Origin of the sequence: Pseudomonas sp. NPDC086581, from assembly GCF_044746165.1 — a bacterium.
In the GTDB taxonomy this organism is placed as follows: Bacteria; Pseudomonadota; Gammaproteobacteria; order Pseudomonadales; family Pseudomonadaceae; genus Pseudomonas.
In genome coordinates this window covers 756,571-774,988 of the sequence record NZ_JBIVBR010000001.1, presented here as the reverse complement: position 1 = coordinate 774,988, position 18,418 = coordinate 756,571, and the positions used below count along the sequence as shown (strand labels likewise).

Genomic DNA, 18,418 nt, shown 5'->3' with positions numbered 1-18,418 from the left:
CGGTGATGCTTGTATGACAAGAACGACGACCTCGAAGGAAGGAGCGCCGCGATGCCCTGGAAATGCCTGCTCGGCCCGCAGGACCGGTTACCGTCCGGCCTGGCCCTGGACGACTGGTACGCCGAATTGCTCACCCGCGCAGAGTGCGCCGGCAGCTTCGAACTGGCAGTGCTCGGTGGCCGTCTGGCGACTTCGCCGGGGTTGGCTTTTCTTGCCGGCTACCAGGCGGCGCTGCGCGCTCTCTGGCCGGCTGCCCCGCGGAGTCTCGGAGCGTTGTGTGTGACCGAGAAGAAGAGCGTGCGCCCCGCCGACTTGCAGACGCGCCTCGAAGGCCTGGTGCTGCACGGGCGCAAGGACTTCGCCACCGCCGCCGACAGCGCCGCCTGGTGGCTGGTCGCTGCGCGCGATGAGGAAGAGGGCGAGCCGCCGCGCATCGCCATGACCGTGGTGCTGGCCGGCGCCCCCGGCGCGAAGCTCGAAGCGCTGCCGGCCCTGCCGCTGATGCCCGATATCCCCCATGCCCGCCTGCTGCTCGATGGGGCCCATTGCGAGCGCCTGCCCGGCGATGGCTGGGAGGCTTACAGCAAACCTTTCCGCACCCTGGAAGACACCCATGTGCTGGCTGCAGTCTGCGCCTGGCTCTATGGCCTGGCCGTGGAACACCGATGGCCGGCGGAGCTGAGTCTGCGCCTCACCGGCGTACTTGCCGGTTGCGCCGAAGTCAGCCGGCAGCCCGCCTCGCCGCCGGAAACCCATCTGCTGCTGGCCGGTGTGTTCAGCCAGTTCGAAAGCCTCGCCGCGGCGCTGGATACCGCGTTCGCCTCCGGTGCTGCGGAGCTGGCCGCGGTATGGAAGCGGGACAAGGGCGTGCTTGCCATTGCCGGCTCCGCGCGGGCCAAACGCCTGGAGAAAGCGAGGGTGGCAATAGGCCTTGACCCACGTCAGTGAGGGCTCGGGGAGGGGACGTTAGCCTTACAGAAGTTTCTGAGATACCTAGAAATTTCCGCAGGGCTACCCACTGTTTTCCCTCCCACTGCTTTAGGAAATCCCCTCATGCGACGCGAACCCATCGTGCTGTTCGACGACGGTAAACATCAATGCCTGTGTTTCGACGATCTGGTCAGCGGCGACGGTGTGCAATCCAACCAGTTCCTCATCGTCGACCACGATAAGCGCCTGCTGCTCGATCCGGGCGGCGACCTGACCTACACCCCGTTGTCGCTGGAACTCTCCAAGCTGTTCCCGCTCCAGGACCTGGACTATATCTTCGCCTCGCACCAGGACCCGGACATCATCGCCGCGCTGGACAAGTGGCTGCTGCACACCCGCGCCAAGGTCATCTGCTCCAAGCTCTGGGCGCGCTTCCTGCCGCACCTCACGGCCAGCTACCTGGCGGTCAGCCACGGCATTTCCACCTATGACCGCGTGATCCCGCTGCCGGACCGTGGCGAGTCGGTGCAACTGGGCCGCTGCCAACTGAAGATGATCCCCGCGCACTTCCTCCACTCGGTGGGCAACTTCCAGATCTACGACCCGATCAGCAAGATCCTCTTCTCCGGCGATATGGGCGCCTCCCTGGTGGACGACGCCAGCCCGGTGCAGGACTTCGCCGCCCACGTGCCTCACATGGAGGGCTTCCACCGTCGCTACATGGCCTCGAACAAGGTCGGCCGACTGTGGGCCAACATGGTCCGTGGCCTGGACATCGAGATGATCGTCCCGCAGCACGGCCGGCCCTTCGTGGGCAAGCCGATGATCACGGCATTCCTCGACTGGATCGCCGACCTGCAATGCGGCATGGATCTCATGGGGCCGGACGACTACCAGGTTCCGCGCTAGCGCGCTCGTGCTGACACGCTCCTGTTAACAAGCACGGCGCTGACCGATTGCGCCAATCGTCCTTGATTACGGCACGATCGGCGCTTAATCCGTCATCTTCACCGTGCTAGGGTGCGGGCCGACCTGATAACAAGAGGCCCGCCGATGCCCTTTGCCCCCTTCCGCCCAGCGCTGCGCGCGCTGGCGCTGGCCACCTGCCTGCTGAGCAGCCACGCCCACGGAGCCGAAACCTGGCCCGAGGCCGACTGGCCCCACGGCGCCATGCCCAGCGGCGCCGCCGTGCAGGCGTTCGAAAACTACGCCTTTCCTACCCGTGATGACGGCACCCGCAAGGGCGTGCGCACTGACGCCGTGGTCGTCATTCGCGACGGCCAGCTGATCTACGAGCGCTACGCCGGCCCGACACGCGCCGAGACTCCGCACTTGGCCTGGTCGATGAGCAAGAGCGTGATGGCCAGCGTCCTCGGCGTAGCCTTCGGCGAGGGCAAGTTCCAGCTCGACGATTCAGTGGCCAAGCATTATCCGGCCTTCGCCGACCACCCCGACATCAAGATGCGCGACCTGCTGCACTGGGCCTCAGGCCTGGCCTGGCAGGAAGAATATGAGTACGCGCCGGTGCGCTCCTCGGTGGTGGCGATGCTCTACACCCGCGGCCGCGATGACATGGCCAGGTTCACCGCCGGTTTCCCCGCCGATGCCGAGCCGGGCAAGCGCTTCCGCTACTCCAGCGGCGACAGCAACGTGCTCTCCGCCACGCTCAAGCAGATGGTCGGCAAGGACTACGGCAACTACCCCTGGACCGCGCTGTTCGAGCCGCTGGGCATCCAGTCCGTCGTCTGGGAGCGTGACGCCAGCGGCACCTTCGTCGGCTCGTCCTACGCCTATATGACCGCCCGCGACCTCGCGCGCATCGGCCTGCTGATGGAGCGCGACGGGCGCTGGAAGGATCGCCAGTTGCTGCCGCAGGACTGGCTGAAATTTGTCCTCGCGCCATTCCCCGAGTACCAGCCCGATCCGAAGAAGCCCAATGAGGCAGTGCCCGGCGGCCAGTGGTGGCTCAACCGCCCGGTGGCCGGTGCGCCCGCGCCCTGGCCGGATGCGCCCGAGGACACCTTCGCCGCCCTGGGCCACTGGGGCCAGGCGCTGTACGTGATCCCCGAACAGAAGCTGGTGATCGTTCGTTACGCCGACGACCGCGACGGCAGCTACCAGCATGACACCTTCCTCAAGCTTGCCCAGGCGGCCTTCGCCCACGGGGAGGTGCAGCCATGATCCGCCGTCATCCGATCCTCACCGCCCTGGTCCTGTTGCTGCTCGCGCTGGTCACCACGGCGTGGCAGAACCGCGTCCACCTCGCCGCCTTCCCCGGCATCATCGGCGCCTACACCGCCAAGGAGTACTGCTCCTGCCGCTACGTTATGGGGAACTCGGCGGACTATTGCCGGGCCTATACCAAGCAGTACGTGCCGACCAGCGCCTTCCTCGACGACGAAGCGCGCAAGCGGGTGACCGCCCGCGGCCTGGGCAGTACGCAGACAGCCGCTTGGCTCAGTGCGCGCGAGGGATGCCAACTGATGCCCCAGGCGGACGATTTGCCCGAATCGGGCAGCCACTGACGGGCGCGTTCCACGGAGCGGGGCGACCCGCTTCGGAGGATCAATGCATTCTTTTGTAACAGGAGCGGTGTGTGCGTTGCTCGTGCTGACGAGCCCCGTTGCGCTGGCCGAATGGCAACTGGACGGCGACACCTCGCGGATCAGCTTCGTCTCGGTCAAGCGCGGCAAGATGGCCGAGGTGCAGCGCTTCGACCGCCTTTCTGGGCAGATCGACGACAAGGGCGCCGTGCGCGTCGTGGTGCCGTTGGAGTCCATCGACAGCGGCCTGGCGCTGCGCGACGAGCGCATGCGAAATGCCTTCTTCGAGATCGAGCGCTTCCCCGAGGCGATCATCAGCAGCCAGCTGGACCTCAGCCGTTACGAGGACCTGCAGGTCGGCCAGTCGCGCCAGGAAACCATCGACTTCAACCTCGACCTGCACGGCCAGCAGCGCCGACTGAAGTCCGAGGTGCTGGTCAGCCGCCCCAGTGAGAGCCGCATCGAAGTGACGACCATGGAGCCGCTGGTGCTCAAGCTGATCGACTTCGACCTGGAGGAGAAGCTGGAGCCGCTCAAGGAGGTCGCCAATGTGCCGTCCATTACTCCGGAGGTGCCGGTGTTTGCGGTGTTGGGGTTCAGTCAGGTGATCAAGCAGGCGCCTTGATACGCACGCCGTGACCTTCCAGGAGCGGATCTTATCCGCGATCCGTTGGTATGGCCGGCGCCTTGTTTTGCTCCAATGTTGCTGCTTTGGTTTGGGCACTTCGGCGCCGCTACGGCGTGTGCGTGGACCTCGTGTTTCGCCCCCTCGGGCGAGTCCCTTTTGGCAAACGCCCCAAAAGGAACCAAAAGGTCTTGCCCCGGACATCCGGTTTTTCGCTTGGGGCGAAAAATACCCTCGTTGAAGCGAAGTTTCAGGGGCACGCCGCGAAGGGCCATCCCTGGCCCATCGCGGCTCTCGCGACATCCATGTCGCTCAACCCCTGAAACTCCGCTTCAACGAGGCCTCCTGAACGGGGCGTTCGGAGTGCCGCTGAGGTTTATCTGGAAGTCTGCCAGAGCCAGAGCCAGAGCCAGAGCCAGAGCCATGCCGACATATACGGCTCTTCGTAGGAGCGAGCTTGCTCGCGAGCCGCACGGCACAGCGTCAACCGCAAAAAACAGCTGGCCTCAAGCCCGCGCCTCAATCGCCGGCACGTCGGGCTGGAAGCGAAACCCGGACCCCACGCTGCAACTGGAAGCGCCGATAACCACGAAGGTGAGCAGCAGGATAGTTTTCATGGCGACTCTCCTTTCATTCAGGATTGGACAGCCTCCAGTCTAGGCCGCTCCGTCCGATGCACACCGAAGGTCAGGAAGCTGCCCACCGCGAACAGCCAGGCGCTGATGCCGCCGTAGCCGAGTACCCAGCCAAACCCTTGAACCAGTGCGGCGCGGGCAGCGTCCGGATCGTCCGTGCCCAACCGGCCGCTGGCGATGCTCGCCGCCAGGGGCAGCTTCTCGCCACCCTCTGCGCCGTTCAGAGCTGCCGCGACGCCGGAAAGCAGGATCAGCCCCATCACCGCGATATTGATCGCCAGGGAGATCATCCGCGCGCTCATGTCGATGCCCGAGGCCATGCCGGCGCGAGCGGCCGGGACGGCGGCGGTGGAGGTGTTGGTCACCGTGGTGTTGGTCAGGCCCAGGCCGATGCCGGCCAGCACGCAGCCGGGCAGCAGGGTCAGCCAGCTGGCGTGGTCCACGGCGCTGCCCCAGAGCATCAGGAAGAAGCCGGCCCCGATCACGAACATCCCGCCCGGAATCACCCAGCCCGGCTGGAAGCGGTGTGCCAGGCGCTCAGCGATCGGCGGCACCACCAGCGTCGGCAGGGTGTAGGCGAGCAGTGACCAGCCGGCCTTCACGTCGTCGTAGCCGAGCACGCCGTGGTAGTAGACCGGCAGGTAGATCATGAGCGGCCAGAAGCTGACGTTCATTCCCGCCGAGGCGAAGATCGCGCCGGAGAAAGCGCGGATGCGCAGCACCGAGAAGTCGAACATCGGGTGGGCGACGCGGCGCTCGATCAGAACGAAGGCGATCAGGCAGGCGAAAGTGAACAGCAGGATTGCCAGCGCGGCCGGGCTGGCGAAGCCCATCTCGGCGCCCTGGGTGATGTAGAACACCGTGCCGAGCACCGCCAGCGACAGCGTGAGCATGCCGCCGACATCCAACTGCTCGGCGTCCGGATCGCGCGATTCCACCGCGCCGTACTGCGCCAGCGCCAAGGTGAGCAGGGCGAGCGGGCCGTGGACCAGGAACACCCATTGCCAGCTGGCGAGGGCGACGATGGCGCTGCCGACGATCGGCCCAAAGCCCAGGCCGATGCCGAACACCACGCCCCAGGCAGCGAAGGCGCGCACGCGTTCTGCCGGGTCGCTGAACTGGCTGGTGAGCACGGCCACCTGGCAGATCAGCATCACCCCGCCGGCGGCGCCCTGCAGGAAGCGCCCGGCGATCATGGTCGGCATGTCGCCCGCCAGTCCGCAGAGCAGCGAGGTCAGGCCGAACAGCGCCAGGCTGATGACGAACAGACGCTTGCGGCCGAAGCGGTCGGCCAGGGTGCCGGCGGCCATCAGTACGCTGGTGACGGCGATGGTGTAGGCGTTCATCACCCATTGCAGGTCTTGGAAGTCGCCGTGCAGCACGCGCTCCAGCGCCGGCAGGCTGGCCGGTACGCTGGAGATTTCCAGGCCGAACATCATCGAGGACAGGCACACCGCCGCCAGGGCGATGAGGTTTCTGGGGTTGTGGTGGGCAGTCATGGGAGTGGGCTCCGTTTGGCGAGCCACCATTGTCGAAAAGAACAGGGTTCCCCATTGACTCCATTTGGTCCCATCATTGGGGCTCTTCAGGAATCAAACGAGCAGGCCGATGGATGACCGATTCGATGGCATCGCCACCTTCGTCCAGGTGGTGGATGCCGGCAGCTTCGCCCTCGCGGCGGAGCGCCTGAACCTCACGCGTTCTGCGGTGGGCAAGGCCATCGCCCGGCTGGAGGCGCGCCTGGGCGTGCGCCTGCTACAACGCACCACGCGCAGCCAGAACCTCACTGACGACGGCCAGGTGTTCTACGACAGTTGTGTGCGTGCGCTGGCCGAGCTGGACGCCGCGCACACCGCGCTGGAAGGCGGGCGCATGGAGCCGCGTGGGCGCCTGCGGGTCAGCGTGCCGATCTCCTTTGGTCACCTCTGCGTGGCGCCGCTGATGCTGGCGCTGGCGCGGCAGTATCCGTCGCTGAAGATCGACCTGTCGTTCACCGACCGCCGCGTCGACCTGGTGGAGGAGGGCTTCGACCTGGCCGTGCGCATCGGGCCGCTGGGCGACAGTGCCACGCTCGCGGCACGCAAGCTGGGCGTGCAGTACACCAGCATCGGCGCGGCGCCTTCCTACATCGCGCAATACGGCATGCCCGAGGAGCTGGACGATCTGGTCGGCCACTCGGCCATCAGCTATTCCGTCGCGGGCGTAACCTCCCCTTGGGACCTGCGCGACGACGACGGCCGGGTGAAACGCATCGACATCGATCCGCAACTGAGCATGGACGACCTTCAGGCCATTACCGCCGCCGCCGTGGCCGGCTTCGGCCTGGCGCGTCTGCCGTCCTGGTTGCTGGCCCGGCACGTGAAGCTGGGCGAACTGGTGGTGGTGAAGGGGCGCTGCAACCTGCCGCCGCTGGATATCCACGCGGTGTGGCCCAAGACCCGCTACATGCCTTCGAAGATCCGCTGCGCTATCGATGCGCTGGTGGCCGGAATTCCCGCGCTGCTGGCCGACTGAACCATTGGCGCCAGCGCCTGCCCAATGGGCTCGCCAGTCGGCTGGTTTGCAAGCCGACGGCGGGCCGCTATCGTTGGCCGTTGATCCATCCGTTTTCCATGTAAGGGATTTCATGCGCTCGCTGTTCGCCTTCCTCTTCGCGGCCTGCTTCGCCGCTTCCGCCCAGGCTGCCTGGTACCTCGACTACGAGTCCTCGCGGCTGACCTTCGTCACCACCAAGAACGCCGATATCGCCGAGGTGAACCGCTTCCTGGTGATGCACGGCAAGGTGGAGGAGCAGGGCCAGGTGGAACTGCGTATCGAGATGGATTCCCTGAGCACCGGCATCCCGCTGCGCGACGAACGTGTGCGCGACAAGCTGTTCGATACGGAGAAATTCCCCGAGGCGCGCATCACCTCGACCATCGACCTTCGCCCCATCACCGATCTCGCCAATGGCGTGCAACTGGAAACGCGCCTGCCGCTGCGCCTGGAGCTGAACGGCCAGGCGAAGGACTACCGCACCGATGTGCTGATCACCCGCCTGGATGAGCATCGTTTCCAGGTGGTGACCCTCTCGCCGCTGGTGATCAACGCCGCTGACTTCGGCCTCGCGCCGGGTGTGGCGCAGCTGCGCAAACTGGCCGGGCTCAAGAGCATCGGCCTGTCGGTGCCGGTGGGCGCCGTGCTGATCTTCGCCTCGCGGTGAGCGGGCCGATCTTCCCCTGGCGGACGGGCAACCGTTTCGCCCTGCTCTGCGATGGCGAGCGCTTTTTCCCGCGCATGTTCGAGGCCATCGACAGCGCCGAGCGGCAGATCGAACTGGAACTCTACCTGGTGGAAAGCGGCAGCTGCGCCGAGGCGCTGCTGGATCGCTTGCTGGCTGCGCGCTCGCGCGGCGTGAAGGTGCGTTGCCTGTTCGACGCCTTCGGCAGCCTGAAACTCTCCAGTTCCTGGACGCGCCAACTGCGGGAGGCGGGCGGCGAGCTGCGCCACTACAACCCGCTGAACTGGAAGGCCGGCATCCGCAACCTGTACCGCGACCACCGCAAGCTGCTGCTGGTGGACGAACGCATCGCCTATGTCGGCGGCACCGGCGCCACCGATGAGTTCTGGTCCGCGCGGGAGAACCGCAGCGACTGGCATGAAGTGATGGTCGAGATGACCGGCCACATCGTTGCCGACTGGCAACGGCTATTCGAGCGGCAGTGGAATGCCTGCCTTGGCGTGCGCGCCTGGAAGCCCCGCGAGGAAGTCCTGCTGACCCGCCTGCCGCCGATCCCCAACTACGGCGAAGGTCTGGCGCGGGTCGCCTATGCCGACGCCGGTCAGCACCGCGACATTCTCCAGGCGCTGGTGCGCTCGCTACGTGGCGCGCACCAGCGCGTGTGGCTGGCGACGCCGTATTTCCTGCCGACCTGGAAAGTCCGCCGCGCGCTGCGCAAGGCGGCCCAGCGCGGCGTCGATGTGCGCCTGCTGCTCACCGGGCGTCTCACCGACCACGCGCCCGTGCGCTACGCGGGGCAGCGCTATTACCCGAGCCTATTGCGCGCCGGGGTGAAGATCTTCGAATACCAGCCGCGTTTCCTTCATCTGAAGATGGTACTGGTCGATGACTGGGTCAGCGTCGGCTCGTGCAACTTCGATCATTGGAACCTTCGGTTCAATCTGGAGGCCAATGTAGAAGCGTTCGATCCGGCCTTCACCGTGGCGGTGGCCGACTGCCTGGCCGCCGACTTCGCGCAGAGCCGCGAGATCGACCTGGCTTTCTGGCGCGCGCGCCCCTGGTGGAAGCGCCTGCGCGAGCGCCTGTGGGGCTCGCTGGACCGATTGGTGGTGAACTTCCTCGACCGCCGCCGCTGATGTCGTTGTGGTTCGTCCAGCTGTCGTTCGCCTACCTGGAAGGAGAGAAGCGTGGAGAACATACAAAAAAAGGAGCGTTTCATCGGGCTGGAATGGCTGCGCTTCCTGATGGGCCTTTACGTGGTGGTCTACCACACGCTGCACAGCTACCCGGCGGAGCAGAAGTTCGCCGGCCTGGATGACCTGACCGCGCTGGGCTTCTTCGCCACCAGTACCTTTTTCGTGCTCTCCGGCTTCCTGCTCTGCCACGTCTACGTGACCGAGGGACACCTGCGCGAAAGCCCGCGCAGTTTCTTCACCAAGCGCCTGTCCAACCTCTACCCGCTGCATATCTTCTCGATCCTGCTGACCATCGCCGTGCTGCTGGTGGTGAGCGGGTTGGGCATAGGCCCGGACCTCGACCAGGCGACGCCGCGCTTCGTCATCTATGACACCAACGAAGCCATCGGGCGGCTGCAGCCGGAGCTGTTCCACCACTGGATGAGCGACCGCGAACTGCTGTTCAACAGCATCCTCCAACTCACCATGCTGCAGGCCTGGAACCCGTATTACCTGACCTTCAACGCGCCGCTCTGGTCGCTGTCGACGCTGTTCTTCTTCTACCTCTGCTTCCCCTTCGTCGCCCCACGCCTGGCACGCCTGACGAACAAGTGGCGCTGGCTGCTGGCGCTGTGGGGGCTCTACCTGATTCCGCCGATCCTGGTGGTCGCCAGCGAGCAGTACGGCATGCCCTGGACCGGCCTGCTGCACCGCAACCCGCTGCTGCGTTTGCCGGAGTTCCTCAGCGGCATCCTCGCCTACGGGCTGTTCCGCGAGTACAAGGACGCCGGTCGTCTGCCGGGGCGCGGGATGCTGGTGGCGATGGGCGCTTTCGTGCTGGCCAATTTCCTCGTCGCCGATTACCTCTACACCCACGGCGCCAAGTACTGGTACTTCCTGCTGCACAACGGCCTGCTGCTGCCGGCGCAATTGGTGCTGGTGTACATGAGCGCCTTGCCGCGCGACCCACAGAGCAGCCTGATCCGCCACTGGTCGCCACGTCTGGGGGCGGCGTCGCTGTCGCTGTTCGCCCTGCATGTGCCGTTGTTCACCCTGTTCTCGCGCACCGAGAAGCTGATCCGCGCACCGGGAGGCTGCCTGGCGGACTGGGCCTTCTGCGTGGAGTCGGCAACGCACCAGCAACTGTCGCTGTGGCTGTACCCGCTGTTCCTGCTGTTCATGGTCACCAGTTGCGTGCTGGTGCAGGAGCGCTGCGTGGTACCGGTGCGCAAATGGCTGGTGCGTCACCTGCTGCCCACGCCGCCCGCCGCGCGGCGACGGGTGGCGACGGAGTCCTGAGGCGTGTCCGTCGGCCACGCCTGCGAACTGCCTTGAAGGCTGGCGCGCAGGGATACGCTTATGTCGCGGTTGGAACTTCGGCTGACTTCACGGCCCATGCTAGGTTTCAACATTGCTGCCACCTTGCCGGCGGCGGCACCTGCGGACTCCCGCCATGCCCCTGGATTTCCGTCTGCTCAGCGGCGATGCCCTCCGCCCGTTCATCGATGATCTGGCGCGACTGCGCATCACCGTGTTCCGCGAGTATCCGTACCTCTTCGACGGCAGCCCGGAATACGAAGCCGGATACCTCGCCAGCCATGTGCGCTCGGCCTGGAGCCTGTGCGTGCTGGTGATCGATGAAGGCCGGGTGGTCGGGGCCTCGACCGGGCTGCCGTTGCTGGACGAGGCCGAGGCTTTCCAGCAGCCGTTCCTGGCGCAAGGCTGGAATCCGGAGCGAATCTTCTATCTTGGCGAGTCGGTGGTTCTGCCCCAGTACCGCAGCGCTGATCTCGACCGGCGCTTCTTCGAGGAGCGCGAGCGCTTTGCGCGTGGCCTGGATCGCTTCGACTGGTGTGCGTTCTGCGCCCTTCGGCGGCCGCCGGAGCATTCCGCGCGCCCTGCCAGCTACCGCTCGCCGGACGCCTTCTGGTTGCAGCGCGGCTTCACTCCGCAACCCTCTCTGCAGACCGAACACCACTGGCGCGATATCGGCGAGCAACAGGAGACCGCCAAGTCGATGATGTTCTGGCTCAAGGATCTGAGTTGATACGGGTTCAGTAGCCGGCTTCGCGCTGGTGGCGGATGGCGAGGATCACCAGGGTTTCACCGTCGATGCGGTAGCGGGCGAGGTAACCGCTGTCGCCGAAATCGATCGGCCATTCGCGAAAGGCCACCGGCAGATCATCGATCAGCCGGCCTATCTGCGGATACGCGGCGAGGGCCTGGGTGGCTTCGATGATGACCCGGCCGGCGCGGCTTGCGGCGGCAGGGTTGGTTTCCCGCAGGAAACGCCGCAGACGTTCGAGGTCGCGCAGTGCTGCAGGTGCGTAGATCACTCGCATTTCGGAGTGTCTTGTTCGTCCTCAGCGCCCCAGCTGTTCAGCCAGTTCTCCACGGCCTCCGCGGTGACGTGCTGACCGGTTGCCTGGAACTCCTCCCACGCCTGCTCGGTGTCCTTCTTCAGCTTTTCGCGCTGCTCTTCGCGCACCACGTACTGGCCGATGGCTTCGCGAATGATCCAGTGCGGCGAGCGCTGGCGCAGCTCGGCCAGTTCGCGGATTCGGGCGAGCATTTCCTCGTCGAGTTTGACCGAAGTGGCCATGTTCACACCTCTTATTAAAAGGTAATACCGGATAATACTTCGCTTGCCTGGGAACAGTGTCAAACAGGAAGGGATAGGCGGGGGCGAGGGCGCCGGTAACTGTGATGCCGTAGACCCGGACTTTCGACGGGTGGCAAGGCGCGAAGCGCTGGTTATGCTCCGGGGATAACCATAAGAGGGACTTTCCATGCTCCGAGTGGCCCTGTGCGCCTTTCTCCTGATGCTCGCTGGTTGCAGCTCGCCCGGCGCGTTCTTCGGCGCGGTGGACGGGCCGCCTTTCGGCGCGTTGCCCGCAGATGCGCAGCAGGCCACGGTGTACATCTACCGGCCGCAGAACCAGTGGTCCGACGAAGAGCTGGAGGCGCCGGGCCTGTTCATCAACAACGAACTGATCGGCAGCCTGCCGAGCAACGGCTACTTCGCCCTGAGCTTCGCCCCCGGCAGTTATCCGCTGCAGATGCGCCGCCCGTTGCTGGGCAGCTTCTGGACCTACTTCGCCGGCGGCAGCCTGGACTTCACTCTGATCGCCGGCTTCACCCTGGAAGCCCGCGCTGGCGAGGTCTACTACCTGCGCTACGACGAGACCCACACGCCGCCCAAGTACGAACACACCGCCGGCCAGGGCGCCGGCCCGCTGCAACTGGTGGGCAAGGAGCTGGGCTCGCGGGAAATCCCCGCCACCCGGCAGGTCCAGGAGCCGGTGAGCATTGCCGCCAGCGGCAAGGAAGTGGAAGGGCCGGGCTTCTTCGAGCGCATCGGGCTCTGAGATTCATCGCGCTCTGCAGTTATGAGGGCAAGTCATAACTCCTTGAGTTTTTGTGGTTACCGGGCCGCTCGGGCCCGGTGCTAAAAATCGTCGCACCAGCTCATCGACAACAACAAAGAGCGACGCGACATGATCACCTTCCTGCTTACCCCGCCCTCGATCCGTCCTCCGCGTTCCGGCCTGTCCGGTGCTTTCGCGCACCCGTCCGACTCGCCCGTCGATTCCTGATCCCCCTTCCGCTTTCCCCCGGCGCCACTGCGCCGGTTTTGCCACGGGCCGCGCACGCAGGCCCGGGCTTTCTTACACCCCACGGTTCCATGAGGTACCCCATGAAAAAGCTCGACCTGTACATCGGTGAAGGTTTCGAAGGCCCCGGCGTCAATGCCGCGCACATCAACATCCTGCTCGGCCCGCGCAGCGGTCCGGCCGGCCAGGCCTTCTCCAACAGTCTTTCCTCGCCCAGTCAGGGGCACTGCCCATTCATGGTGATCGCGCAGCCGAACATCCCGGTCAAGCCGATGACCCTCTACGTGAACAAGGCCGAGATCAATGGCGATATGCACGCCAACGCCACCTGGGGCGCGTCCCAGGCCGGCATCGCCAAGGCCGTCACCGAGGCGCTGCTGGACGGGACCCTGCCGCCCGAAGCCGAGGACGAGTGGGCCATCGTCACCGCCAACTGGGTCAACCCGGGCTGCGACGACCTCGATGCCGTCTACCTGAACAACTACAACGCCTGCCGCACCGCGATCCGCGCGGCGCTGAGCTGCAAGCCCGAGCGCGCGCAGCTGGCCGACGTGGTCAACGCCATCGCCAACCCCTTCTACACCCCCAAGGCCTGAGGTCCGCACCATGGAATACATCCGTCTCGGCAACTCCGGCCTGCAGGTGTCCAAGCTGTGCCTGGGCACCATGAACATGGGCACCCCGGACTGGAAACCGTGGATTTTCGATGAGGCCAGGAGCGAGCCGATCGTGAAGCATGCGCTGGATGCCGGCGTGAACTTCATCGATCTGGCCGACTTCTATTCCGCCGGCGTCGGCGAAGAAGTGGTCTGCCGCATCCTCAAGCGCCTGGTGCGTCGCGAGGACGTGGTGATCACCACCAAGGTCGGCTACGGCACCCGCCCCGGCATCAACGCCAGCGGCCATTCGCGCAAGCACATCATGGATGGCATCGATGCCTCCCTGAAGCGCATGGGCATGGATTACGTCGACATCTACATGCTGCACTTCTACGACGTGAACACCCCGGTGGAAGAGGTGATGGGCGCGCTGAACGACATCGTCCGCGCCGGTAAGGCCCGCTACATCGGCGTGTCCACCATGCTCACCGGCCAGCTGGCGAAGATCCTCATGGCCTGCGAGCGCAACGGCTGGGTCAAGCCGATCAACATGCAGCTGCAGCTCAACTGCGCCTACCGCGAGGAAGAGCGCGAGATGATCCCGTTCTGCCGCGACCAGGGCCTCGGCGTCTCGGTGTTCAGCCCGCTGGCGCGCGGCCTGCTGACCGGCGATGCGAACTCCACGCGCAACCAGACCGACTTCTTCACGCAGCAGATGTACGCCGACGAAGCCTCCTTCGAGATCGCCCGCTCCGTGCAGCGCGTGGCCCAGCGCCGCGGCGTGTCCAACGCGCAGATCGCCCAGGCTTGGGTCCTGCAGCATTCGGGCGTGGACTGCATGCTGGTCGGCGCCGACACCACCGCGCAGTTCGACAGCGCGCTGGCTGCACTGGAAACCCGTCTGGATGATGAGGAAATCCACGAGCTGGAGCGCAACTACACGCCCTGCGACGTGATCAACGACTACACCGCCGGCAAGCGCATCCTGCGTGCTGCCCGGCCCATGCGCGAAGCCTTCGCGCTGACGGAGGCGGTGGCATGAGCGAGCTGCTGAAGACCGGCCACTATATCGACGGCCAATGGGTGACCGGTGGCGCGACCTATCCGGTGCGCAACCCGGCCACCGGTGCGCTGATCGTCGAAGTCGCCCGTGGTGGCGCCGAGGAAACCAACGCCGCCATCGCCGCCGCCGAACGCGCATTGCCGGCCTGGCGCGCGTTGACTGCCAAGGAACGCAGCGCGCGCATCCGCCGCTGGGGCGAGCTGATGCTGCAGCGCCAGGACGATCTGGCGCGCCTGCTCAGTACCGAGCAGGGCAAGCCGCTGGCCGAGGCCAAGGGCGAAGTAGCCTATGCGGCGAGCTTCCTCGAGTGGTTCGCCGAGGAAGCCAAACGTGTCTACGGCGATGTGATCCCTTCGCACAAGGGGGATGCGCGCATCGTGGTCATCAAGCAGGCGATCGGCGTGGTCGCGGCGATCACTCCGTGGAACTTCCCTCTGGCGATGGTCACCCGCAAGGTCGGTCCGGCGTTGGCCGCCGGCTGCACGATGATTCTCAAGCCTTCGGAAGAAACCCCGCTGTCGGCCTTCGCCCTCGCGGTGCTGGCGGAAGAAGCGGGCATCCCGCCGGGCGTGTTCAACATCGTTTCTGGCGACGCCCCGGCCATCGGCGGCGCGCTGCAGGCATCGGGGGCGGTGCGCAAACTGTCGTTCACCGGCTCGACCCGCACCGGCAAGCTGCTGATGCGCCAGGCGGCGGAGACGCTGAAGAAGGTCTCGCTGGAGCTGGGCGGCAACGCCCCCTTCATCGTCTTCGATGACGCCGATATCGAGGCCGCCGTGCGCGGCGCCATGGCGTCGAAGTTCCGCAACACCGGACAGACCTGCGTGTGCGTGAATCGCTTCTACATCCAGGAGAGGGTGTACGAGGCTTTCGTTTCGCGCCTCACCGAAGCCGTGCGCGCCATGCGGGTGGGCAATGCGCTGGAAGGCGAGACCGAGCAGGGCCCACTGATCAACGAAGCGGCGCTGGCCAAGGTCGAGCAACACGTCGGTGACGCGGTGGAGAAGGGCGCACGGGTACTCTGTGGCGGTCGCCGCCATGCAATGGGTGGCACCTTCTACGAGCCCACCGTGCTGGCCGAAGCGAATCCGCAAATGCTCATCGCGAGTGAGGAAACCTTCGGCCCTGTCGCCGCCTGCTTCCGCTTCCGCGACGAGGCTGAAGTCCTGAATCTGGCGAACGACACGCCCTACGGCCTGTCCGCCTATTTCTACAGCCGCGACATCGGCCGCGTCTGGCGCATGGCCGAGGGCCTGGAAGCCGGCATGGTCGGCATCAACGAAGGAATCATCTCCACCGAGGTGGCGCCCTTTGGCGGCATCAAGGAATCGGGCCTGGGCCGCGAAGGCTCGAAATACGGCATCGAGGACTACGTGGAGATCAAGTACCTGCTCATGGGCGGCCTGTCTGCCTGACGCGCCCCAAAGGAGTTCTGCCTCATCCGCCGCGCCGCCAAGGGCGCGGTGGTTCAACCTCGCGGTGTTTCCTATAACAAAAACTCGGAGACGATCATGTCGGGTCAACCAGTCAAAATCGATGACCTGCCCATCGGCAGGTTCCACATCAAGATCGCCGGCCTCACCTTCGGCGCCCACTTCACCGATGGCTACATCCTCGGCCTGATCGGCATCGCCTTTACCCTGATCAATCCGCAGATGGCGCTGACGCCGTTCTGGCAGGGCCTGATCGGCAGCTCGGCGCTGTTCGGCCTGTTCCTCGGCAGCCTGTTCTTCGGCTGGATTTCCGACCACCTCGGCCGGCAGAAGATATTCCTCATCAGTTTCGTGCTGATCACGGCTGCATCGGTGATGCAGTTCTATGTGGAAACCGCGATGCAGCTGTTCCTCTGCCGGGTGCTGATCGGCATCGGCCTGGGCGGCGACTTCAGCGTCGGCCACGCCATGCTCGCCGAGTTCTCGCCACGCAAGCACCGTGGCGTGCTGCTGGGCTCGTTCAGCGTGATCTGGACCTTCGGCTACGTCGCCGCCACCTTCGTCGGCACGGCCATGCTGTCCCTGGGCGATGACGCTTGGCGCTGGATGCTGGCGTCCTCGGCCATTCCGGCGGCGATGATCCTGATCGCCCGTATCGGCACCCCCGAGTCGCCGCGCTGGCTGGTCTACAAGGGCCGCATCGAAGAAGCCCGCGCCATCGTCAGGAAGCACCTGGGCGCCAACGTGGAGATCGACGAGGAAGTCATCAATCGCAAGCACAGCGGCTACAAGGCGCTGTTCAGCGCGCAATACCGCAAGCGCACGGCGTTCAACTGCCTGTTCTTCATCTGCATCGTCATGCCGTACTTCGCCATCTACACCTTCCTGCCGTCGATCCTGCAGAAGATGGGACTGTCCGAAGGCTTCGGCACCGAGATGATGCTCAACGCACTACTGATCGTCGGCGCGCTGCTGGGCATCTGGTGCACCATCAAGTTCAGTCGCCGCGGCTTCCTCATCAACTCCTTCCTGATCCTCGCCGCTTCGCTGTTCCTGCTGGTGCTGCTGCCGGGCAGCATGGCCTGGCTGATGGTCGCGTGCTTCGGCCTGTTCACCCTGGTGCTGTCGGCGGTGAGCAACCTGGTCGGCGTCTACCCGGCGGAAAGCTTCCCCACTGAAGTACGCGCCGGCGGAATCGGCCTGGCGACGGCGGCCAGCCGTTTGGGCTCGGCACTGAGCACCTTCCTGCTGCCGGTCAGCGTGGCAGGCATCGGGCTCAACCCGACCATGGCGATTCTCGCCGGCATCCTGCTGCTGGGCGCAATCATCTCCATCGCCTGGGCGCCGGAAACCAAGTACCTGACCCTCACCGATTGCGGTCGCGCGGAGGAGGACGCTGCGGCGCCGGCATCGCCGGGCAAAGTCGCCAGCGTGGCTTGATGCAGCCAGCGCTCCCTGGGCGTTGCTGACGCTCAGGGATTGCTGACCAGACTCAACCAGTCCTGGAAGCGCTGTACCTTCGACAGGCCCTGCCGGTCAGTCGCGATATCCAGCCAGTAGCCGTAGGGACCGATCACTTCGACGGGGGTGATCGGCAGCAGGCTTCCGCTGAGAAGCTCCCGCTCGATCATCTGCCGGTCGATCACCGCCAGTCCGCCCCCGGCCAGGGTCGTGTGGATGACCTGGTCCAGGGTGCTGAACTCGATACCGCTGGCGGCATCGACGTCGCTACGACCCACCGCTTCCAGCCAGTTTTCCCAGACCCGCAGGCGCTTGCCCTCATGCAGGATGTGCAGCAGCGGGTGGGCATTGAGATCCGGTGGTTGCTCTCCGTCGAACAGCTCCGGGCTCGCCACGGCGATGTGACGTTCCATCACCAGCAGCTCGCTGTGGCAGTGGACGGCCTGCTCCAGGCCGAAGCGGATGCGGCAGTCCAGCTCGCCGGCATTCTCGCCGTCCAGGTGGTTGGTGACACTCAGGTTGATGTCCGGATAGCGCTTGAGGAAGCTGCGCAGACGCGGCGACAGCCAGCGGGTACCCCAGGTCGGTGGAGCGAGGATGCGCAGGCGTTGACGCAGGTTGGGCACGCGCACGGCCTGCAGCGCACGTTCGATCTGGTCGAAGGCTTCGCCCAGGTGCGGAGCGAGGGCACTGCCGACTTCGGTCAACGTCAGCCCACGGGGTGTGCGTAGGAAAAGGCTGATTCCGAGGTATTCCTCCAACTGCTTGATCTGCCGGCTGACGGCTCCCTGGGTGACGTTCAGTGCATCGGCCGCACGATTGAAACTGCGGTGGCGGGCTACTTCTTCGAAAACGCGGAGCATGGTCAAGGGCGGCAGATTACGCATGGCGGGGCCATCCGGAAGTACGCTCGGGGCGCGGGCTTTTTTCGCTGATTCTAGCGATGGCGATGCTTTTGGAGTATGCGTTTTTCTCGGGTTTGGGTTGCGATTTAGTCGTTTGTGTGGCGGCTCGGCCAAGGGCTAGTTTCGGCCGCGCTCACGCACCGGGGAGCACCGGGCGCGGGCGACTCCCATAACGACAAGAAACCAGCCGAGGCACCTTCAACGTGGCCAGACTC

General features: G+C 65.4%; 19 protein-coding genes. 15 read left to right on the top strand and 4 right to left on the bottom strand.

Annotated elements, in window-relative coordinates:
- The first annotated feature begins 51 nt into the window (after positions 1–51).
- The 5 genes from ACIPK7_RS03760 (at position 52) to ACIPK7_RS03740 (ending at position 4,098) form a co-directional block, all read left to right on the top strand.
- Positions 52–948 carry an acyl-CoA dehydrogenase gene (locus tag ACIPK7_RS03760; protein ID WP_192430855.1) on the top strand — a complete coding sequence of 299 codons (897 nt, stop codon included), beginning with the start codon at positions 52–54 and terminating at the stop codon, positions 946–948.
- A 105-nt stretch (positions 949–1,053) separates the two neighbouring features.
- Positions 1,054–1,839, top strand: a complete 786-nt coding sequence (locus ACIPK7_RS03755; RefSeq protein WP_192430854.1) for an MBL fold metallo-hydrolase — start codon at positions 1,054–1,056, stop codon at positions 1,837–1,839.
- A gap of 144 nt (positions 1,840–1,983) precedes the next feature.
- The gene (locus ACIPK7_RS03750) at positions 1,984–3,111 is read left to right on the top strand and encodes a serine hydrolase domain-containing protein (protein ID WP_401085385.1); all 1,128 of its coding nucleotides are present in this window, start codon (positions 1,984–1,986) and stop codon (positions 3,109–3,111) included.
- A complete protein-coding gene (locus tag ACIPK7_RS03745) occupies positions 3,108–3,455 on the top strand; it encodes an amidase (protein WP_401085382.1) in 348 nt (115 codons plus the stop codon). Before ACIPK7_RS03750 ends, ACIPK7_RS03745 begins: the two co-directional genes overlap by 4 nt.
- 43 nt (positions 3,456–3,498) lie before the next feature.
- Positions 3,499–4,098 carry a YceI family protein gene (locus tag ACIPK7_RS03740; RefSeq protein WP_401085379.1) on the top strand — a complete coding sequence of 200 codons (600 nt, stop codon included), beginning with the start codon at positions 3,499–3,501 and terminating at the stop codon, positions 4,096–4,098.
- A 634-nt stretch (positions 4,099–4,732) separates the two neighbouring features.
- On the opposite strand, the gene ACIPK7_RS03735 is transcribed toward ACIPK7_RS03740, so the two are convergent.
- Entirely contained in the window at positions 4,733–6,232 is a 1,500-nt protein-coding gene (locus tag ACIPK7_RS03735; protein ID WP_401085377.1) for an MFS transporter, read from the bottom strand.
- 109 nt (positions 6,233–6,341) lie between these two features.
- On the opposite strand from ACIPK7_RS03735, the gene ACIPK7_RS03730 reads away from it, so the two are divergent.
- The 5 genes from ACIPK7_RS03730 (at position 6,342) to ACIPK7_RS03710 (ending at position 11,175) form a co-directional block, all read left to right on the top strand.
- The gene (locus tag ACIPK7_RS03730) at positions 6,342–7,247 is read left to right on the top strand and encodes a LysR family transcriptional regulator (protein WP_192430850.1); all 906 of its coding nucleotides are present in this window, start codon (positions 6,342–6,344) and stop codon (positions 7,245–7,247) included.
- Between the two features lie 112 nt (positions 7,248–7,359).
- Complete coding sequence (locus ACIPK7_RS03725; protein WP_401085374.1) at positions 7,360–7,935, top strand: YceI family protein; 576 nt, start codon at positions 7,360–7,362, stop codon at positions 7,933–7,935.
- Complete coding sequence (locus ACIPK7_RS03720) at positions 7,932–9,089, top strand: phosphatidylserine/phosphatidylglycerophosphate/cardiolipin synthase family protein (RefSeq protein WP_401085371.1); 1,158 nt, start codon at positions 7,932–7,934, stop codon at positions 9,087–9,089. The genes ACIPK7_RS03725 and ACIPK7_RS03720 overlap by 4 nt, the downstream gene beginning before the upstream one ends.
- 51 nt (positions 9,090–9,140) lie before the next feature.
- Positions 9,141–10,427 (top strand): acyltransferase family protein, encoded by a 1,287-nt coding sequence (locus ACIPK7_RS03715; protein ID WP_401085368.1) that lies wholly within the window; start codon positions 9,141–9,143, stop codon positions 10,425–10,427.
- Between the two features lie 160 nt (positions 10,428–10,587).
- Positions 10,588–11,175, top strand: coding sequence for a GNAT family acetyltransferase (locus ACIPK7_RS03710; RefSeq protein ID WP_401085615.1), 588 nt, complete (start codon positions 10,588–10,590; stop codon positions 11,173–11,175).
- A 7-nt stretch (positions 11,176–11,182) separates the two neighbouring features.
- On the opposite strand, the gene ACIPK7_RS03705 is transcribed toward ACIPK7_RS03710, so the two are convergent.
- On the bottom strand, positions 11,183–11,470 hold the full coding sequence (locus tag ACIPK7_RS03705; protein ID WP_401085365.1) for a type II toxin-antitoxin system RelE/ParE family toxin: 288 nt from the start codon (positions 11,468–11,470) through the stop codon (positions 11,183–11,185).
- On the bottom strand, positions 11,461–11,730 hold the full coding sequence (locus ACIPK7_RS03700; protein WP_199287148.1) for a CopG family ribbon-helix-helix protein: 270 nt from the start codon (positions 11,728–11,730) through the stop codon (positions 11,461–11,463). Before ACIPK7_RS03700 ends, ACIPK7_RS03705 begins: the two co-directional genes overlap by 10 nt.
- Positions 11,731–11,917: 187 nt before the next feature.
- Here ACIPK7_RS03700 and ACIPK7_RS03695 point away from each other — a divergent pair, with 187 nt between their 5' ends.
- The 5 genes from ACIPK7_RS03695 (at position 11,918) to ACIPK7_RS03675 (ending at position 17,277) form a co-directional block, all read left to right on the top strand.
- Positions 11,918–12,496 (top strand): DUF2846 domain-containing protein, encoded by a 579-nt coding sequence (locus ACIPK7_RS03695; protein ID WP_192430844.1) that lies wholly within the window; start codon positions 11,918–11,920, stop codon positions 12,494–12,496.
- A gap of 329 nt (positions 12,497–12,825) precedes the next feature.
- Positions 12,826–13,338, top strand: coding sequence for a formaldehyde-activating enzyme (fae, locus tag ACIPK7_RS03690; RefSeq protein ID WP_192430843.1), 513 nt, complete (start codon positions 12,826–12,828; stop codon positions 13,336–13,338).
- 10 nt (positions 13,339–13,348) lie between these two features.
- A complete protein-coding gene (locus ACIPK7_RS03685; RefSeq protein ID WP_401085360.1) occupies positions 13,349–14,383 on the top strand; it encodes an aldo/keto reductase in 1,035 nt (344 codons plus the stop codon).
- The gene (locus tag ACIPK7_RS03680; RefSeq protein WP_401085357.1) at positions 14,380–15,819 is read left to right on the top strand and encodes an NAD-dependent succinate-semialdehyde dehydrogenase; all 1,440 of its coding nucleotides are present in this window, start codon (positions 14,380–14,382) and stop codon (positions 15,817–15,819) included. Before ACIPK7_RS03685 ends, ACIPK7_RS03680 begins: the two co-directional genes overlap by 4 nt.
- Before the next feature lie 96 nt (positions 15,820–15,915).
- Entirely contained in the window at positions 15,916–17,277 is a 1,362-nt protein-coding gene (locus tag ACIPK7_RS03675; protein WP_192430840.1) for an MFS transporter, read from the top strand.
- Positions 17,278–17,309: 32 nt separating this feature from the next.
- On the opposite strand, the gene ACIPK7_RS03670 is transcribed toward ACIPK7_RS03675, so the two are convergent.
- Positions 17,310–18,185 carry a LysR substrate-binding domain-containing protein gene (locus ACIPK7_RS03670; RefSeq protein WP_401085354.1) on the bottom strand — a complete coding sequence of 292 codons (876 nt, stop codon included), beginning with the start codon at positions 18,183–18,185 and terminating at the stop codon, positions 17,310–17,312.
- Positions 18,186–18,418 lie beyond the last annotated feature (233 nt).

Excerpts from the sequence above, each read along its gene's own strand:
- ACIPK7_RS03760 (WP_192430855.1), top strand. The coding sequence starts at position 52 with ATGCCCTGGAAATGCCTGCTCGGCCCGCAGGACCGGTTACCGTCCGGC.
- ACIPK7_RS03755 (WP_192430854.1), top strand. The coding sequence starts at position 1,054 with ATGCGACGCGAACCCATCGTGCTGTTCGACGACGGTAAACATCAATGC.
- ACIPK7_RS03750 (WP_401085385.1), top strand. The coding sequence starts at position 1,984 with ATGCCCTTTGCCCCCTTCCGCCCAGCGCTGCGCGCGCTGGCGCTGGCC.
- ACIPK7_RS03745 (WP_401085382.1), top strand. The coding sequence starts at position 3,108 with ATGATCCGCCGTCATCCGATCCTCACCGCCCTGGTCCTGTTGCTGCTC.
- ACIPK7_RS03740 (WP_401085379.1), top strand. The coding sequence starts at position 3,499 with ATGCATTCTTTTGTAACAGGAGCGGTGTGTGCGTTGCTCGTGCTGACG.
- ACIPK7_RS03735 (WP_401085377.1), bottom strand. The coding sequence starts at position 6,232 with ATGACTGCCCACCACAACCCCAGAAACCTCATCGCCCTGGCGGCGGTG.
- ACIPK7_RS03730 (WP_192430850.1), top strand. The coding sequence starts at position 6,342 with ATGGATGACCGATTCGATGGCATCGCCACCTTCGTCCAGGTGGTGGAT.
- ACIPK7_RS03725 (WP_401085374.1), top strand. The coding sequence starts at position 7,360 with ATGCGCTCGCTGTTCGCCTTCCTCTTCGCGGCCTGCTTCGCCGCTTCC.
- ACIPK7_RS03705 (WP_401085365.1), bottom strand. The coding sequence starts at position 11,470 with ATGCGAGTGATCTACGCACCTGCAGCACTGCGCGACCTCGAACGTCTG.
- ACIPK7_RS03700 (WP_199287148.1), bottom strand. The coding sequence starts at position 11,730 with ATGGCCACTTCGGTCAAACTCGACGAGGAAATGCTCGCCCGAATCCGC.
- ACIPK7_RS03695 (WP_192430844.1), top strand. The coding sequence starts at position 11,918 with ATGCTCCGAGTGGCCCTGTGCGCCTTTCTCCTGATGCTCGCTGGTTGC.
- fae (WP_192430843.1), top strand. The coding sequence starts at position 12,826 with ATGAAAAAGCTCGACCTGTACATCGGTGAAGGTTTCGAAGGCCCCGGC.
- ACIPK7_RS03685 (WP_401085360.1), top strand. The coding sequence starts at position 13,349 with ATGGAATACATCCGTCTCGGCAACTCCGGCCTGCAGGTGTCCAAGCTG.
- ACIPK7_RS03680 (WP_401085357.1), top strand. The coding sequence starts at position 14,380 with ATGAGCGAGCTGCTGAAGACCGGCCACTATATCGACGGCCAATGGGTG.
- ACIPK7_RS03675 (WP_192430840.1), top strand. The coding sequence starts at position 15,916 with ATGTCGGGTCAACCAGTCAAAATCGATGACCTGCCCATCGGCAGGTTC.
- ACIPK7_RS03670 (WP_401085354.1), bottom strand. The coding sequence starts at position 18,185 with ATGCGTAATCTGCCGCCCTTGACCATGCTCCGCGTTTTCGAAGAAGTA.